General features: G+C 71.2%; 13 protein-coding genes and 1 pseudogene. 3 read left to right on the top strand and 11 right to left on the bottom strand.

Annotated features, from left to right (window positions below; all coding sequences use genetic code 11):
• Positions 1 to 3: 3 nt before the first annotated feature.
• The 5 genes from MQE23_RS21570 to MQE23_RS21550 all read right to left on the bottom strand — a co-directional run bounded on the left by MQE23_RS21570 (position 4) and on the right by MQE23_RS21550 (position 7,998).
• The gene (locus tag MQE23_RS21570; RefSeq protein ID WP_020269845.1) at positions 4 to 642 is read right to left on the bottom strand and encodes a response regulator transcription factor; all 639 of its coding nucleotides are present in this window, start codon (positions 640 to 642) and stop codon (positions 4 to 6) included.
• Positions 639 to 1,847 carry a sensor histidine kinase gene (locus tag MQE23_RS21565; RefSeq protein ID WP_243379941.1) on the bottom strand — a complete coding sequence of 403 codons (1,209 nt, stop codon included), beginning with the start codon at positions 1,845 to 1,847 and terminating at the stop codon, positions 639 to 641. The genes MQE23_RS21570 and MQE23_RS21565 overlap by 4 nt, the downstream gene beginning before the upstream one ends.
• A gap of 5 nt (positions 1,848 to 1,852) precedes the next feature.
• On the bottom strand, positions 1,853 to 4,057 hold the full coding sequence (locus MQE23_RS21560) for an MMPL family transporter (RefSeq protein WP_243379940.1): 2,205 nt from the start codon (positions 4,055 to 4,057) through the stop codon (positions 1,853 to 1,855).
• A 111-nt stretch (positions 4,058 to 4,168) separates the two neighbouring features.
• Positions 4,169 to 6,151, bottom strand: coding sequence for a glycoside hydrolase family 97 protein (locus MQE23_RS21555; protein ID WP_243379939.1), 1,983 nt, complete (start codon positions 6,149 to 6,151; stop codon positions 4,169 to 4,171).
• Positions 6,152 to 6,339: 188 nt separating this feature from the next.
• Positions 6,340 to 7,998: an alpha/beta hydrolase gene (locus MQE23_RS21550; protein ID WP_020277478.1), complete on the bottom strand. Its 1,659-nt coding sequence runs from the start codon at positions 7,996 to 7,998 to the stop codon at positions 6,340 to 6,342.
• A gap of 353 nt (positions 7,999 to 8,351) precedes the next feature.
• Here MQE23_RS21550 and MQE23_RS21545 point away from each other — a divergent pair, with 353 nt between their 5' ends.
• Positions 8,352 to 8,855, top strand: a complete 504-nt coding sequence (locus MQE23_RS21545) for a hypothetical protein (RefSeq protein WP_020277476.1) — start codon at positions 8,352 to 8,354, stop codon at positions 8,853 to 8,855.
• A gap of 4 nt (positions 8,856 to 8,859) precedes the next feature.
• On the opposite strand, the pseudogene MQE23_RS21540 reads toward MQE23_RS21545, so the two are convergent.
• The 4 genes and pseudogenes from MQE23_RS21540 to MQE23_RS21525 all read right to left on the bottom strand — a co-directional run.
• Positions 8,860 to 9,240, bottom strand: a pseudogene (locus MQE23_RS21540) (VOC family protein); the annotation flags it as partial.
• Between the two features lie 179 nt (positions 9,241 to 9,419).
• Entirely contained in the window at positions 9,420 to 10,160 is a 741-nt protein-coding gene (locus tag MQE23_RS21535) for a methyltransferase domain-containing protein (RefSeq protein WP_020277475.1), read from the bottom strand.
• 99 nt (positions 10,161 to 10,259) lie between these two features.
• On the bottom strand, positions 10,260 to 11,441 hold the full coding sequence (locus MQE23_RS21530) for a M20 family metallopeptidase (protein ID WP_020277474.1): 1,182 nt from the start codon (positions 11,439 to 11,441) through the stop codon (positions 10,260 to 10,262).
• Positions 11,442 to 11,497: 56 nt separating this feature from the next.
• A complete protein-coding gene (locus MQE23_RS21525; protein ID WP_037674217.1) occupies positions 11,498 to 13,051 on the bottom strand; it encodes an AbgT family transporter in 1,554 nt (517 codons plus the stop codon).
• Positions 13,052 to 13,165: 114 nt separating this feature from the next.
• Here MQE23_RS21525 and MQE23_RS21520 point away from each other — a divergent pair, with 114 nt between their 5' ends.
• Positions 13,166 to 14,191, top strand: coding sequence for an Lrp/AsnC family transcriptional regulator (locus tag MQE23_RS21520; protein WP_037674212.1), 1,026 nt, complete (start codon positions 13,166 to 13,168; stop codon positions 14,189 to 14,191).
• Positions 14,192 to 14,279: 88 nt separating this feature from the next.
• Positions 14,280 to 15,248 (top strand): prolyl aminopeptidase, encoded by a 969-nt coding sequence (pip, locus tag MQE23_RS21515; protein WP_243379937.1) that lies wholly within the window; start codon positions 14,280 to 14,282, stop codon positions 15,246 to 15,248.
• Positions 15,249 to 15,329: 81 nt separating this feature from the next.
• Here pip and MQE23_RS21510 read toward each other — a convergent pair whose 3' ends face one another.
• The gene (locus MQE23_RS21510) at positions 15,330 to 15,779 is read right to left on the bottom strand and encodes an SRPBCC family protein (RefSeq protein WP_243379936.1); all 450 of its coding nucleotides are present in this window, start codon (positions 15,777 to 15,779) and stop codon (positions 15,330 to 15,332) included.
• 245 nt (positions 15,780 to 16,024) lie between these two features.
• Entirely contained in the window at positions 16,025 to 17,377 is a 1,353-nt protein-coding gene (locus tag MQE23_RS21505; RefSeq protein ID WP_243379934.1) for a BTAD domain-containing putative transcriptional regulator, read from the bottom strand.
• Between the last annotated feature and the right edge of the window lie 60 nt (positions 17,378 to 17,437).

Here is a 17,437-nt window from a genome sequence, read left to right as displayed (position 1 = left end):
GGCTCAAGGCCTGTGCAGCAGCCCCCGTTCCATCGCCACCACCACCGCCCTCGTGCGGTCGTTGACGTCCAGCTTGGCGAACAGACGGAGCAGGTGGGTCTTCACCGTGGCCTCGGCGATGACGAGGCGGCGGCCGATCTCGGCGTTGGTCAGGCCGTCCGCGACCGCGTTCAGGACGTCAGCCTCCCGGGCGGTGAGCGGGATCTGGGCGGGCTGGCGCATGCGGGCGACCAGGCGTTCGGCGACCCGGGGCGCCAGCACCGTCTCCCCGCGCGCCGCCGCGTGGATCGCGTCGGCCAGTTGCTCACGGGTGGTGTCCTTGAGGAGGTAGCCGATCGCCCCGGCCTCCACCGCGCGCTCGATCTCCGCGTCGGTGTCGTACGTCGTCAGGATCAACACCCGGGTGCGGGGGAAGCGCGCCACGATCTCCGTCGTGGTCGCCACTCCGTCCAGCACCGGCATCCTCAGGTCGACCAGGGCGACATCGGGCTCGTGGCGTTCGACCAGGCCGAGGGCCGCGCGGCCGTCGCCGGCCTCGCCGACGATCTCGATGCCGGTCTCGGAGGCGAGGAGGGCCACCACTCCGGCCCGCATGACGGTGTGGTCGTCCACGACGATGATGCGCAGGGGGCCGCCGGTCATGCCGTCGCCCCGCTCTCCGAGGCGGTCGGCGGTAACAGTGCCAGCACCCGCGTCCCGTCGCCCACCGAACTCGTCACCGTCAGTCTCCCGCCCAGCTCCGCCAGCCGTTTGCGCATGCCGTCCAGGCCGAAGCCCGACGACGACTCCACCACGAACCCGGTCCCGTCGTCGGTGATCTCGAGCTCCACTCCGTAGGGCTGCCGGGCCAGGACCACGCCGACCGTGGAGGCGCGGGCGTGCTTGCGCACATTGGCCAGGGACTCCTGGGTGCAGCGCAGCAGCGCGATCCGGGTCTGCTGGTCGCACTCCAGGTCCGCCAGGTCGGCGTCGACCGTGATGCCGGTGTCCTCCACGAAACGGTCCAGGGTCCGGCGGAGGGTCTGCGCCACGGACCCGGCGGCTGCCTGGCCGGGCCGCCGGGGCGAGCCGACCAGTTCGCGGGCCTCGGCGAGGTTCTCCCGGGCCGTCGACTCGATCGACCGCAACTGCTGGGCGCTGCGGGCCGGGTCGTCGGAATCGAGGCCCGCCCGGGCCGCCTCGGCGAGCACGATGATCGAGGCGAAGCCCTGGGCGAGGGTGTCGTGGATCTCCCGCGCCATCCGCTCCCGCTCGTCCGCCGCGCCCTGCCGCGTGTGGGCCTCGGACAACTCGGCCTGGGTCTCTTCCAGTTCGGTGATCAGCCGGGCCCGCTCGGCGCTCTGCCCGACCACCGAATGGGCCCACAGCCCGATCAGCGCCCCCACGGCGACGACGAGCACCGTGGACACGAGCGTCTCGGTGAAGAACTCCACCGTCCAGCCGTCCTGCCGCAGCACGCTCGCGGCCAGAGTGGCGGCCGCGGCGAGCCCCAGGAACACCGTCGAGGCCCGTGGCGTCCGCCCGAACATCCAGTAGTGCGGCAGCGTCACCATGAACAGCGCCGCGTAGTTGCCCCGCAGATACGCCAGCCCGCCGAGCGCGACCACCAGCACCGACAGGTACACGTGCGGCCGTACGACGGGATTGGCCGGGAAGCGGTCCAGGACCCCGTACGACAGCACGACCCCGCCCAGCAGGACCAGCGCCACGTACTTGCTCTCGCCGGGCCGGTCGATGGCGACGAGGCCGACGGCCATCACGGCGAACAGCAGCCAGCACACCTTGTTCCAGCGGCGCAGTGACGTGGCCCAGAGGGCGTCGGGGGTGGACCCGGCGAGAGCGGTCATGCCGGTCAACGTACGTCGACCGCCGGGCGGGAGGGAGACCTTTTCTCCGGGGCGGCCGTCGCCCGGCGTCCCGGGCGCGAGGGCCACCAGCTCGCCTCGCCCAGCAGCAGCATCGCCGCCGGCAGCACCATGACCCGGACCACGAACGCGTCGATCAGCACGGCCGCCGCCAGGACGAAGCCCATCTGCTTCATCTCGATGATGTGCAGGAAGACGAAGCTCGTGAACACGGTCGTCATCACGACCGCCGCGCTGGTCACCACGCTCGCCGAGGAACGGATCCCGTCGAGCACGGCCTGCCGCGTGGGCACGCCCGCGAGCGCCGCCTCCCGGATGCGGCTCACCACGAACACCTGGTAGTCCATGGAAAGACCGAAGAGGATCACGAAGAGGAACAGCGGCACGCGCGACCCGATCGACCCGGTGGACTCGAAGTCCAGCAGCCCCTCGGCCCACGTCCCCTGGAAGACCAGCACGAGCAGCCCGAGCGCCGCCGCGGCGGACAGCAGGTTGAGGGCGACGCCGAGCAGCCCGAGCACCACCGAACGGAAGGCGTACACGGTCATCGCGAACGTCACCAGCAGCAACGCGCCCAGCACCAGGGGCAGTTTGCCGTTCTGGTGGGCGGGATAGTCGGCGTAGCGGGCGACGTCCCCGGACACGCCGTACTGGGCGCCGGTGATCCGGCCGACGGTCGCGGGCAGGAAGTCGTCCCGGAGCCGGTCCAGGGAGTCGTACGCCTCGTCGGAGTTGCCGAGGTACGGCACCTTCAGTTCGAGGGTGTGGGTGCGCCCGTCGGTGGACGACTGTATGCGCGAGCCCTCGGTGAACAGCGGGTCGGTTCCGGCACGCCCGGCCACCTCGCGCAGGGCGGCGGAGACCTCCTCCGACCGCGAGGCGTCGGCACGCACGACGACCTGGTGGGTCACCCGCCGCTCCGGGAACGCCTCGTTGAGCCGGTCGTAGACCTGCATCGCGGGGATGTCGCGGGAGTGCGTGTCCCGGCTCATCTCGGTGATCTTCAGTCCGGCCAGCGGGACGACGAGGGCGAGGAGCGCCAGGACCGAGACGCACAGGGTCGCGAGGGGATGCCGGGCGGCCGGCCGCAGCAGAGCGTTCCACACCCGGCCGCCGCTCGTCCCGCCGCGCATCCGGCGTACGGGCTTTCCGCGCTCGGCCCGCCGCAGCGCCCGGCGTTCCGCCCGCCGCCCCAGCCTGACCAGCAGCGCGGGCAGGGCCGTCAGCGAACTGGCCACCGAGACCAGGACGACCACGATGGTGCCGGTCGCGAGGGAGGAGAAGATCACGTCGGAGGCCAGGTACAGCGTCGCCGTGGAGGCGACCACCGCGAGCCCGGAGACCACGACCGCCCGGCCCGAGGTCGCGGCGGCCAGCTCCACCAGCGCCTCGGAGGAGAGCCGCCCGCCGGAGCGGGCCCGTTCCTCCCGCTCCCGCTTGAGGTAGAAGAGCGTGTAGTCGACGCCGACCGCGAGGCCGATCATCAGGATGACGTTCGTGCCGACCCCGGCGTCGGGCGACACGTGCGAGACGACCATGGACAGTCCGACCGCGGCCGCGATCGACGACAGCGCCAGCAGCAACGGCACCCCGGCCATGGTGACCGACCCGAACACCACCAGCAGCGTGAGCAGGGTGACCGGCAGGGTGATCGCCTCGGACAGGGCCAGGTCGTCACTGCGCTGCTGGTCGACTCCCTTGCTGACGGAGGGACTTCCGGTCTCCTCCAGCAGCAGCCCGGGGTGGCTCTTCTGCACCGCCGCGGTCTGCGCCACGAGCGCGTCGACCTTGTCCTTCGCGTCCCGCTCCTCGCCCTTCAGCGCCACCTCGACCATCAGGATCCGTCTGTCCTCGGACAGCAACGGGTCGGCCACATCCGCCACATCGGGCAGCCGCCGCATCCGGTCGGTCAGATCGTCCGCGGCGGCCCTGGCGGTGCCCTCGTCGAGGACACCGCCCGAACGGGCGGAGATCAGCACCTGCTCGGCCGCCCTGCGCTCCAGATGCGCCTCGGCCGCCATGGCCTCGGCGCGGCCGGCCTCGCCGACCCGGTAGTCCGCCGTCTTCGCACTGTTCGTGCCGACGGCACTGCCGGCCCCCAGGCACACGGCCACGAACACCAGCCAGCCGGCGATCGCCCGCCAAGGGTGCCGCGCACTCCAGCGAGCCACCCGCACAGATAATGAGTTCATGCCCAAGAGCCTGGCTGAGCTGGGCAGTTGCCGGACAGAGGTACTCGGTTGAACCTGCCGTCCACCAGCCGGTGGAACCGGGCCCTGGGGGTAGCCCCACCCTCTCCCGGATCAGCTCGGGGCCAGGACGACCGCCTGGCCGCCCGCCGGGGCCATGGCCACGTCGAGCGTGTCGGCGGCGGTGACGGTCCGGGTGCCGACCACGACCGGGGTCCGGAACGGGCTGGAACCCGGGGTGCCGTCGGCGTAGACCGTCGCCGTGTAGGTGCCGCTGCCGAGGAAGGACAGGGGCAGCGACAGCGTCCTGGACGACTCGTTCGTCATCGCGCCCAGGTACCAGGTGGAGCCGCTCCGGCGGGCGACCGCGATGTACTCGCCGATCGCGCCGGCCAGGGTGCGGCTCTCGTCCCAGGTCACCGGCACGGCGTTGAACCACGGCAGGCCGGGCCAGTTCGCCGGGTTGGCGTACTTGGACGGCTTGTCGTACCAGAAGAGGAAGTTGAGGGGCTGGTAGTAGACGGCGGCCATCGCCATCTGGTGGGCGTTGGTCGTCTTGTCGCGGGACTGGCCGTAGCAGATCGTGTAGTCCATCGGGCCGCCGATGTTGCGCGCGAACGGCAGCGTCACGTTGTGGGTGGCGGTCGGGAACTGCTCGTTGCCGCGCACGCCCTCCAGGCTGATCCAGTTCGGGTACGTCCGCTCGTAGCCGAACGGCCGGACGTCGTCGTGCATGTCGATCAGCAGCTCGTACTTGGCGGCCGTCTTCGCCCAGTCGATGATCTGGTCGGTCATCGTCTGCGTGCCGTCGTTGATGAAGCCGAGCTTGATGCCGTGCACGCCCCAGCTCTTGTAGAGGCCGAAGAGGGAGTCGGTGTCCGTCAGCGCGAGCCGGTTGACGTAGAGGAAGACGCCGACGCCCTTGCTCGTGGCGTACGAGATGACCGACGGCAGGTCGATCGCGGTGATCGGCTTCGTGGCGTCCGGGGTGGTGAACTCCGGGCCGTACCAGCCGGCGTCGTACTCGATGTACTCCAGGCCGCGGGCCACGGCGAAGTCGACGCCCGCCAGGCCGGCGGCGGTGGAGAGCTCGCAGCGGAAGACCTTGCCCGGCTTGATCCAGGAGGTGTCGGGGAGGGCGTTCGGCGGCGCCAGGTTGAGCACCAGCTCGGCGTTGTCGACGAGTTCGGCGTGGGTGGCCCCGATCACCACCGCGCGCCACGGCGTGGCGAAGGGCGTGGTGACGGTGGAGGTCGTCTCCACCGGGCCGGTGCCGCGGGCGGTGTGCTCCATCAGGAAGGCGGCGAGGGTGCTCGGCTCACCGGCCACCGAACCGAGCATCAGCCGCGGGTAGTCCACCCGTGAGGACTCGCAGACGCAGGCGATGAGCCCGCCGGTGAGGGTGGCGGTGAGGGGCAGGTCGGTGAGCGGGCCGTTGTCCGTGGTGGAGGTGCCGGTGACGGGTATGGAGCCCGGCGCGACCGGCTCGTAGGCGTTCTCGTCGCGGGCGCTGTAGACGGTGGTGCCGTCGGGGAAGACGAACGTGGTCAGCTCGTCGGCGACGGTGGCGGTGCCCTGGTCGAGGAGCAGGTAGCGCAGGGCGACGCCGGTCTTGTAGGCGCGGATCTGGACGCCGAAGCGGATGCCCGAGGCCCGGTCCACCAGGTCCCAGCGCTGTTCCTGGTAGTGGTCGGTGACGGTCGCGTTGCGGCCGTAGACCGGGGTCCAGGTGGTGCGGTGAGTGCCGTACCGCTCTCTGACCACCCGGACGTCGGCGCCGAGGACGGTGCCGTCGCCGAGCCTGAGGCCCAGGGCCGAGGCGTCGACCACCGTGCGGCCGTTGCGGCGGGCGGACCAGCGCAGTGCGCCGTCCAGCAGGGACAGAGTGACGGAGGTGCCGCCCATGCGGGCGGTGACGCTCTGCGGGCGGCCGGGCCGGTCGTCCTCGGCGTGGGCGGGCCGGGTCGCGGCGATCCCGGCCGCGGCCAGCCCGGCGGTGACGGCCGCGCCCTTGAGCACGACCCGGCGGGACGCGGGCGCCGGGTGGCCGGCGGTTCTGTCCGCGGCGGGCTCTTCGCGGTCTCCAGAGGCTCTCATCGTGGCGACCTTCCCTTGCGGTAAGTGGTAGTAACCGGTTTCTGCGAGTGCAGTTCTACGGGTCCGCGCGAGAGGAGGTCAAGAGGCGGGAAGCACCGGAAACGCGCACACCCCGGGTCCGGGCCCGGTGAGGCCCGGCACCCGGGGTGCCGTGGTGCGGTCGGTCAGAGCATCGGCCAGCGGCTTGCTCAGCGCAGGGAGCCGAGGCGGTCCAGGCGGTCGTTCACGCCGTTGCGGAGCTCGCCGAGGGTCGTGCCCGGAGGGGCCACCTTCGGTGTGGCGGTCGGCGGCTGGGTCTCGTCCGCGCAGGTCGTGCCGCGCGCCGGGACCTTCAGGTCCACCAGGTAGCCGGTGACGGCGTCCGTGGCGCAGGCGCTGCGCCCGAAGGCGGTGTGGCCCTCGGCCTGGAAGGTGAGCAGCCGGCCGTTGTCGAGCTTGCGGGACAGGGCCACCGCGTCCTGGTACGGGGTGTCCGGGTCACCGGTCGTGCCGAGCACCAGGATCGGTGCGGAGCCCTTCGCCCGGAAGGAACCGTCGTAGCGGCTGGGCTTCTCGCCGGTCCACTGGGCGCACGTGGTGGCGTGCTGGTGGTCGTAGAGCGGCGGGCCGTACGCCATGGCCGGGCCGAGCAGCGGGGCCAGCCTGGCGTTGGTGGTGACCTGCCGCTTCAGCAGGGCCGGGCTGCGCGGGTAGTCCTTGTCGACGCACTCGACCACGATGTTGGGGTTGAGGAAGTCGAAGCTGGCCGGGGACGGCGGCCGGAGCAGGAACGAGGTGGTGTCGCGCTGCTGGGCCTTGCGCAGAGCCTGGCCGAGGGAGGGCCAGATGACCTTGCCCTCGTTGATGTTGAACATGAGGCGGTAGACGACGGTGTAGCCGTTCGCCTGACCGCCGTTCGCGGTCGGTACGGGGTTGGCGTCGAGGTCGGCCTTGAGCTTCTCGAACGCGGCCCGGGGGTCGCCGTCCCCGAACCCGCACGTCTCCTGGTTCGCCTTGCACCAGTCGAGGAAGCGGCTCATCGCGCCGTCCAGGGCCAGGTACTGGGGCCGGTCGTAGGCGTACGGCTGGTTCGCGTAGTGCTCGGGGTCGTAGGCGCCGTCGAGGACGAGGGCGCGCACCCGCTCGGGATACATGGCGGCGTAGACCGTCCCGATGTAACTCCCGAACGACCGCCCGTAGTACGTCAGCTGGTCCTCACCGAGGGCCTGACGCAGCAGATCGATGTCACGGGCGACGTACCCGGTGCCCACGTACGGCGTCAGCTCGCCCGCGTTGTCCTTGCAGGCCTGGTCGAACGCGGCGCCCTGGCGGACGGCGGGCTCGTAGGCGTCCGGGCCGGGGGCGCCCTTGGCGGCGGTGACGGCCTGCGTGTACGTCGGGTCGTCCCAGCAGGTGACCGCCGAACTGCGCGCGACGCCGCGTACGTCGTAGCCGAAGACGTCGAAGGAGTCGCGCAGGGTGGCGGGCAGGCCGGCGTGGTTGTTGCGCACGAAGTCCACGCCGGAGTTGCCGGGCCCGCCGGGCTGGAGGAAGAGCGTGCCCTTCTTCTTGGCCTGGTCCGGGGCCTTCTTGCGGATGACCGCCAAGGTGATGGTCTTGCCCTGCGGGTCGCGGTAGTCCAACGGCACGTCGGCGTTCGCGCACTCGAAGCCGCCCTGGCAGTCGGACCAGGACAGGGACGGCACGGTCGGCTGCCCGTCGCTGCCTTCGGGCTGGGTGGCCATCGCCTGAGCGGCGGTTCCGGCGACGGCGAAGGAGACGGCGGCGGCGAGGGCGATCCTCAGACGCGGGAAGCGTCTGCCTGCGCGGGTGCGGGACCGTCTCGGTCCATGAGCTTGCTCGGTCACTGTGGTGATTCCCCCTCGGGCGCGCGCGTGTGCCGTCGAGCACCCTGTGGTGCGGCTGGGTCGTTGAAGTTTCTAGCTCACCGGGCGGGGGAAGGGAATGGGGATCACTCTTGTGGGCTGTCTTCCACGTGATCTCCCCACTACCCGGCGGTAGTTGCGGTGCCGTTCACTCGCGGAACGGTGGAGGGGGCGCGGCACCGATTCCGGGCGCCTCGGCCGTTCGGCTGATCCGCGGGGCCCGGGCCACTGCCCAGGATCCGCTGCGTAGTCTGAGGACGTCTCCCGGCAAGTGTCATGGCCGGCCGACGAGTTCACGCGAGCGAATTCCTCCCCCACTCAAAGGACCGTCCAACGTGTCGTTGTCGAAAAACAGTCGTCTCAAAGTCGCCTTCCTTGCCGTCGCCGTCGCGGTCGCCGGCCTGACCACGGCGGGACCCGCCGTCGCTGCGCCGCCGGCGGCCACCGCAGCGGCCTCCCAGACACAGGACCCCGCCATACCCACCGACTTCGTGACCCTGCCCACGAGCCCCCTCCGGTCGGAGGGAAGCCAGGAGGTCACACTCACCTACCGCAACACCACACCGACACCCACGACCGTCGCTCCCCAACTCCTGCTGACATCCCCGGACACCGGGCCGTTCCTGTCACCGTCGGACGTCAGGGTGGAGCGGCGCACGGGCCACGGCTGCTGGGTGCCCGTGCGGCTGGGCAGCCAGACGGGGACGCTGTTCACGGATCTCGTCGGCGCGCAGCGGACGTTGGGGGCGGGGGAGACGCTCAGGGAGCGGTACCGGGTGACTGTTCTGAATCCGGGAGTGGTGGGGACGGTGGAGCCGAGGGTGGCGCTGTACGGCTGACCTCGGAATTCGTGGCGGCCCGGTCGGACTCACTGCGCAGAACGCAGAATTCGTTGCCCTCGGGGTCAGCGAGAACGGCCCAGCCCGAGCCGTCGGGATTGCGGTGATCCGCGACGAAGGTGGCACCGAGACCCAACAGCCGGTCCACCTCCTGGTCGCGCGAGGTCTCAGGGCGCAAGCACAGATGGATCCGGTTCTTGACCGTCTTGGCCTCGGGTACCTGGTTGAAGTACAGCACCGGACCCTCCGCCAGCAGCACCTGAGTCTCCCGGGCGCCCGGCCGGTCCTCCGGATGCAGCGGGCGCCCGGTCACACTGCTCCAGAACCGAGCGAGCTTGTAGGCATCCGCACAGTCAATCGCCACGTTCTGCACAACAGAGATCATGCGCGCGAGCCTTCCTGATCTCCAGGCCGAACGCCACCGTGTTGCGCTCCGCCGATCAGTCGTTCAGGGGAGAATCGCCGCAGGAGCGCAGATCGTTGGTCCCGTGATCTCGGCCTTCTGGCATGGCGGCGAGCTCGGCACCGGCGAGGGGATGCCTTCACGTCTCGGCGCGGCGGGACTTACGGTTTGTGGGTTACCCAGAGCAGTTCCGCCGGCCAGCGGTGTGCCCAGTCGGGTGGGTCGGTTTCGTTGTAGCCGTTGGGTGTTCCGAGTTCGGGCCGCGGCTCGATGAGGTCGTCGATGACGAGACCCGCCCCGCGCAGGACCCTGACCCAGTCGCCGTAGGTGAGCTGATAGCTGGTCGCGCCGTCGCCTTCGGCGATGGTGTTCAGCCCGAAGTAGTCCTGCTGCAGTGTCGTGGTCACGCGGCTGGCGGCTTCGTCGTAGCAAGCTTCGAACCATGGGCTGGCGACGTTGAACACCAGGCGCCCGCCTCGGCCCAAGACGCGTGCGGCCTGCGGGACGGCCAGGTGCGGGGGCGCCCAGCTGAGCCCACCGAAGTCGCAGAACACCAGGTCGAAGCTGTCGGCGGCGAAGGGGAGTTGTTCGGCGGCGCCTTGCACCAGCGGGTAGCGGGCCGCTCCCATCGCGCGGGCCGCCGCGGCGAGTTGGGCTTCGGACAGGTCGAGCCCGACCACGGTGGCGCCCTCGGCGGCAAGCGCCCTGGACCACTGGCCGGCGCCGCAGCCGAGTTCGAGGACGCGCTTGCCGGTGACGTCGCCCAGGGCGTGCAGGTGCGCGTCGGGGATGGAGTACATGCCCCACAGCCGGGGTGCGGCGCCGATTTGCGGGTCGTGCTCGTGCTGGTAGGCGGTGCTGATCCGGTTCCAGAGCCGCCGGTTGGCGGGGATGCTGTCCACGTGCCGACTCCAGCACCGCCTGCCGGGGGCGGTCAACACGATTAGGGCGCCCCTCGACCCCGTATGCAGCCCACCGGGTCACCCAGTCGACGCCATGCCTCACCCCCGCAACGGCCCGGCCAGTCGTGTCAGCAGGCCCGCGACCAGGGCCGTCTGGGCGGGCACGGTGTCGGGGTGGATGAACTCGCCCCGGGCGTGGGCGCCGTCGCCGACTGCGCCCATGCCGCACAGGACGGGCAGGCCGAGAGCGGAGATGAAGTTGGCGTCGCTGGCGCCGCCGACGGCGGCATCGGGCAGGTCGTCGCGGCCCTGGGCGCGGGCGACCTCCCGGGCGAGGCCGAGCAGGGGGGCGGAGGCGGCGTTGAGGGTCATCGGCGGCCGGTTCCAGGCGTGTTCGATGTCGATGCGGACGCGGGGGTCGCTGACCTCGATGGCGTCCAGTTCGGCGTCGACCCGTGCCTGTTCGGCTTCGCTGCCGACCCGGATGTCGACGCGGGCGGTGGCCTGCCCGGCGACGACGTTGGTGGCGGAGCCGCCCTCGATGAGCCCGGTGTTGATGGTGGTGCCCCGGTCGGGGCGGGCGACGGCCGCGGCGGCGACCACGAACTCGGACAGCGCGGTGATCGCGCTCGCCCCGTCCTCGGGCGCGAGCCCGGCGTGCGCTTCGACGCCGGTGGCCGTGACCCGGAAGATCCCGGAGCCCTTGCGGGCGGTCTTGACCGCGCCGTGGGCGGTGGGTTCCAGCACCAGCGTGGCGTCGGCCTTCCGCGCGACCTCCTCGATCACCGGCCGCGAGGACAGGGAGCCGATCTCCTCGTCGCCGTTGAAGAGGAAGGTGACGGTAGGCACCGGGCCGCCGCTCTCCCGGGCCAGCTTCAGGGCCCAGATGCCTTGCGCCAGGCCGGTCTTCATGTCGAAGATGCCCGGCGCGCTGAGCTTCTCCCGGCCGTCGTCGGACGCCTCCGGCTGCTCCCATCCGGCGAGGGTGCCGGTCGGCCACACGGTGTCGTAGTGGCCGACGAGCGCGACGTGCCCGGGGCCGGTGCCTGCGTAGGTGAGGGTGAGGGTGTCGCCGCACGCGCCGCCGGGGTGACGCTGTTCGCGGTCGGGCCCGCCGAGCCGGTGGACGGCCAGCTCACGCAGCAGGTCCAGGCCGGCTGTGAGGGCGGGCAGGTCGTGGCTGCTGGTCTCGTGGCGGACGAGGGTCAGGATGTCGGTGACGATCTCCGGCGAGACGTCCTGGGCACGGGCGGTGAGAGCGGCAGCGGGTGATGCGGTCATGGTCTGCTTTCTCGTACGGGGGCGGGGGCGGCGTTCCTCGGCGGAAGGCGGGGGCGTCAGTTGATGCCGAAGGGGATGCCCAGCAGGTACCAGGCCACGAAGAACGCGATCCAGACGACCCAGACGACGGCGGCGATCGGGATCGTGAAGGAGGCGAGGGTGCCGATGCCGGCGGACTTGCGGTGCTGCTGGATGAAGCCCAGCGCCATGACGAAGTACGGGCTCATCGGGGTGACGCAGTTGGTGACCGAGTCGGCGACCCGGTAGACGGCCTGCGTGGTCTCGGGCTCGATGCCGATGAGCATCAGCATGGGCACGAGGACGGGAGCGGCCAGCGCCCACAGGGCGGAGCCGCTGGTGATGACGAGGTTCATGAACGTGATCAGCACGGCGATGCCGACCAGCACGGCCCAGCCGTGCAGGTGCAGGTCGCGCAGTGTCTCCGCGCCCGTGACGGCGAGGATGTCGCCGATGTTGGTCCACTTGAAGTAGGCGAGGAACTGGGAGATGGCGAAGAACAGGACGAGGATCGGCGCCATCGACCGGGTGCCGTCGACCATCGCGGCGATGATGTCGCGGGAGGCGGAGAAGGTGCCGGTCAGCCGGCCGTAGACGGTGCCGAGCACGGCGAAGAACACGCCCAGGACGAGTGCCATCCCGCCGATCAGCGGGGAGTCGACGATGCCGCCGCCCTCGCCGCGCAGGGGTGAGGACGCGGGGACCATGGCCAGGGCCAGGAACGCGAGGAAGCCGACAGCGACCAGCCCGGTCACGCGCAGTGCGCGGCGCTGCTGCCCGGTGACCTCGATCGCCTCCAGTTCGTCGGCCTCGAGCGCGGCGACCGGCTCGTCGGGCTGGAGGTCCGAGCGGCGGGCCAGGACCTTGTCGACGACGAGCGTGATCACCAGGGCCACGAGGGCGGACGAGCCGAGCCCGAAGAAGTAGTTGGCGACCGGAGTGACGACGTGGTGCGCGTCGATGGTGTGGGCGGCGGCGGTGGAGATCGACGACAGCAGGACGTCGGTGGTGGTGAGCGACGGGGAGGCGTCGTAGCCGGCGGAGATGGAGACGTAGGCGACGATGCAGCCGAGCACCGGGCTGCGGCCCGCGGCGCGGAATATGAGGGCGCCGAGCGGGATGAGGGTGACGTAGGCGGCGTCGCCGGCGACATGGCTGACCATGGCCGTCATCGACAGGGCGAAGGTGAGGTACCTGCCCGGCACCCGCGCCACCATGCGGCGCAGCAGTGCGGAGAACAGTCCGCTCTTCTCGGCGACGGCGATGCCGAACATCACGGTGAGGATGGTGGCCAGCGGCGGGAAGGCCGCGAAGTTGTCGACGGCCCCCTCGACGGCCATGGTGAGGCCGTCCTTGCTGAGCAGGCTCTCCACCGTGATGGTCTCGTGCGTGCCGGGATGCACCGCGCTGACACCGGCCGCCGCCAGTACGGCGCTGAGGACGGCGACGACCCCCGCGAGGATCCAGAACAGCCAGAACGGGTCGGGGAGTTTGTTGCCGACCTTCTCGATCGCCGCGAAACCGCGGAACGCGGTGCGCAGGAGTCTCGACTGCGGCTCGGTCGGCTGAGGCTGGGCGGAGGTGGCACTCATCGGTACCTCTTCGTGCATTCGAGGGATGTTCCCGCGAACAATGGCACTGAAGTGAGAGATTCTCTAGTCCCTGGCTGTAACAGTGGGATTAATCGGCGGTCTAAGGTGGGCGCCATGACCCGCCCTCTCCTCGACGAGCTCGACCGGCGCCTCATCGGAGCGCTGCATCTGGCACCCCGGGCCACCTGGGACGACATCGGCGGGATCCTGTCCGCCGACGCCAGCACCCTCAAACGCCGTTACGACCGGCTGCACGAGGCCCGGATGATCCGCGTGATCGGGCAGGCCGACTGGGGCATGCACACGACGGCGATGCCGGTCCACGTTTTCCTGGACATCACCGGCGAAACCCCGCTGGCCGTCCTGGACCGGCTCCGTGACCTGCCCCACCTTCAGCTCCTGGCGCAGATCTCCGGCGACTACCCGCTCTACGCCGTCGTCCACGCCCCCTCCGAGGCGGCCACCAGCGAGGCGATCGACCGGATGTTCTCCGTCCCCGGCGTCCGCCGCGTCAACGCCCTGCCCGCGCTCAGTACCCTGCGCCGGGGCATCACCTGGGACCCGCAGTTCCTGACCGACGGCGAACGGGCAGCCCTGCTCGAACTCGCCGGCGCTCATCCCGAGGGCGCCGCGACCGCGACACCCCCCGCCAAACCCCTCAGCGAGGCCGAACGCACCGTCGTCGCCCTGCTGATCCAGGACAGCCGGGCCTCCGCCGCGAGCATCGGCCGGGCCGCGGGCCTGGCCACCTCCACCGCGCACCGGGTCGTCCGCCGGGTCCTCGACGAGGGGTGGGTCAAACCGCGCCTGGAGATCGTGTCGGAATGGCTCGGCTTCCAGACGCCCTTCATCCTTCGCCTGCGCGTCGCCCCGGGCGAGACCCCCGACGTCATGCGCCGCATCGACCGGCTCCCCCAGACCCGGCTCGTCGCCCACGTCGCCAGCGACATGTCCGTCCTCGCCACCGGCCTGGTCACCGACCGCTCCGCCCTGGCGCTCTTCGTCGACCGCGAACTCGCCCGGATCCCCGGCATACTCACCGTCAGCGTCGACGTCATGCTCGCCGAACCGCGCCGCTACTGGCTGGACCGGGACCTGGCCTCAGGGCTCGGCGAGTTCCACGCGCCGTCGTTGCTGTGAACGCAGGGCTCGCCGGGCAGAAACGGGCGATGCTGTCGTACGAGCGATGCTGTCGTATCCGTCGAGAGTCGAGGAGAGTGCGTCGCGCATGGCCGAGCTCCATCCCCCCGTCGAGCCGTACGAGCACGGCATGCTCGACGTCGGCGACGGCAACCGTGTCTACTGGGAGAGCTGCGGGAATCCGGCGGGCAAGCCCGCGCTCGTACTCCACGGCGGGCCCGGCTCCGGGGCGGGGCCGTTCTGGCGTCGGCTGTTCGATCCGGCGGTGTACCGCATCGTGCTCCTCGACCAGCGCGGGTGCGGGCGCAGCACACCCGACGCCGCCGATCCGAGTACCTCGCTCGACGCCAACACGACGCCCCATCTGATCGCCGACATCGAGCTGCTCCGACGCCACCTCGGCATCGGGGAATGGCTCGTCCTCGGCGGCTCCTGGGGCGTGACCCTCGCGCTGGCCTACGCCGAGCAGCACCCCGAGCGGGTGTCCGAGCTGGTCCTCTTCAGCGTCACCAACACCACCCGCCGCGAGGTGGAGTGGGTCACGCGGGACATGGGCCGGATCTTCCCCGAGGAGTGGGCCCGGTTCCGTGACACCGTCCCCGAGGGGGAGCGCGACGGCAGCCTGGTGGACGCCTACGCCCGGATGCTCGCCGACCCTGATCCGGCCGTACGGGAGCGGGCCGCGCGGGAGTGGTGCCGGTGGGAGGACGTGCACGTGTCCACGCACCCCGGGCACCGGCCAGATCCCCGTTTCGAGGACCCGGACTTCCGGCTGCGTTTCGCCCGCCTCGTCACGCACTACTGGCGGCACGCCGGCTTCCTGGCGGACGGGGCGCTGCTGCGCGACGCCGGGAAGCTCGCCGGCATCCCCGGCGTGCTGATCCACGGGCGGCTGGACATCAGCGGGCCTCCGGATGTGGCGTGGCGGCTGGCCCAGGTGTGGCGGGACGCGGACCTCGTGCTGATCGGCGAAGAGGGGCACGGGCTGTCGGGGGATGCCACGACGGAGGCCGTGCTGGCGGCCACGGACCGGTTCCGGCCGGTCGACATCCCATAGGAGAGGCTTCCGGTGCCGGTGCCGATGCCGACTCCCGGTTTCGGAGCGAACCACCGTCACCAACCTGTGCGATCAGCACACCTAGGACGCGCCCACCTCAAGCAGTTCCTTGAGGTGCGCCTCGTCCCGCGGAATCTCCTTGCGGACCAGTGGCTTGACCACGAGCGGAACGAGCACCTTGCCGATGCCGTGCGGCTCGAGATCGACGGACAGCGTCAGTCGGGACCGCTCGCCGTCGTCGAGCGGCTCGATCGTGCCCTGGAGGTCACTGCGGACCGGGCCGTTGACGCCGTGGAAGTGCCAGCTGCGCGGCGGGTTGAACTCGGTTACCTCCATGGTCATGGGGACCTTCAGGCGCCCGATCCGCCGCTGCACCTGGAAGCGAGAGCCGACACCGAGCGGCCCTTCACTCAGGGTGCGTACCGCTGCGGCGCTCTCCTCCCACTCAGCGATGTGCTTCGGATCCGTCAGGTACGAGAAGACTTCGTCGGGGCGACGGGAGATGTCGATGGTTTCTTCGATGCGGGACATTACGCCCCCTTCCGGTAGTCTCTAGAACAAAATGATCCCATGGGCTGGGGTGAGCGACCATAGGTCGCCGCGGCCCGGCGAGCCGCCTGCGGCACCACGTCGGAACCTGGCCCTGCCGCCCATGATCGACGATCTTTCATCGAACCCCAGTCCGGGAACGATCACTGCGCTGGCCAGTCATGATCACTCAAGGCCGGAGCCCACCTCGCCTCACTCATCCTCTGGCTCCGCGAACCCACCCAAGGTCATTTGTCAGACAGATCCCAGGCCGACCGCTTGGCGCCGCAGGTCGCCAGACTGCACCACCGGCGCCGCCCGCTCTCGTCGAGGAACAGCCAGCCGCAGTCCGGACTGGGGCAGCCGCGGACGGTGAAGCGCCGCGGGTCGGCGAGCAGTTCGCCCGCGTTGCGGGCCACCGCGCAGACGGGCAGGCGCAGTCCGGCGGCGGGCGAGGGCTGCCAGCGTCCGAGACCGTCCTCGCCACGCGTGAAGACCGACAGCCGCGCGGCGTCCTCCACCGCCCCGGCCACCGACTTGAACGCCCGGCCGTCCTGCGGATCCGTCAGACAGGCGTACAGGTCCGTACGCAACCGCCGGGCCTCGTCGAGGACGGCGGCGGCCTCGGCCGGCTGCCGAAGGGCCTGTTCCCGCAGCCGGGTCACCTGCCCGTCCTCGATCAGGTCGAGGTGGCCGGCCCATACGGCGAGCGTGGCGTAGCCGCGCAGCCACTCCGACCCGGGCAGCGGCTCCCCGCTCCACCCGGCGTAGGTGTTGCAGAACTCCAGCGCGGGGTGTCCGCTCGTACTCCACGGCAGCCACTGGTCGCCGACCCGGACCGCGTAGACGGGCCCGGGGGGCCGGTCGAGCCGGGGGTCGGCGCGCAGCACGCGCTCGTGCAGGGTGCGGAGTTCGCCGTTCGGTTCGACGCCGAGTTCGGTCGCCAGTGTCGTACGCGTGCTGCGATACAGCCGGAGGGCGTCGGCCCGGCGGCCCGTGCGGTACAGGGCGGTCATCTGGGCGCCGACCAGCCCTTCACGGGTCGGGTGCTCTTCCAGCAGCGGCGTCAGGTCCGCCACGACACGGTCGTGCAGCCCCAAGGCGAGCTGGGTCTCGGCTCGCCGCTCCACGGCGGACAGGCGCAGTTCGCCCAGCGTGCCGCCGAGGCGAGTGCGCAGCCGTTCGTCGGCCACGTCCGCGAGCAGCGGGCCGCGCCACAGTCCGAGGGCCTGGTCGTACAGGCGGATCCGTTCCGCGGGATCAGCGCAGTCCGCCGCCTGCCCGACGAGCCCGGCGAACTCCTGGACGTCGATCCCATGGGGGCCCTGCTCCACGGCGTAACCGTCGTGCCGGGTCTCGACGGACACCCCGTGCGGCCTGAGCGCGGCACGCAGGCGGCCGACGTAGGTGTGGACGGTGGCGCGGGCGGAGGCGGGCGGCTCGTCGTCCCACAGCAGGTCGATGAGGCGGTCCGTCGTGACCGCGCGGCCCGCGTGCAGCAGCAGGACCGCCAGCAGGCACCGCTCCTGGCGGCGGCTGCCCACCAGGACCTGCCGTCCCTCGTGGCGGGCGGCGAACGGACCGAGCAGTTGGAACTCCATGGCTGTCCGGCAGCCTAACGGGACGTCGATGGTCAGGCTTTGGTCAGAGGCCGGGGAGAG

This window comes from Streptomyces sp. HP-A2021 (assembly GCF_022807935.1).
GTDB lineage: Bacteria > Actinomycetota > Actinomycetes > Streptomycetales > Streptomycetaceae > Streptomyces > Streptomyces afghaniensis.
Note: the sequence above shows the minus strand (reverse complement) of the source record. Positions and strands in the feature narration are given on the sequence as shown.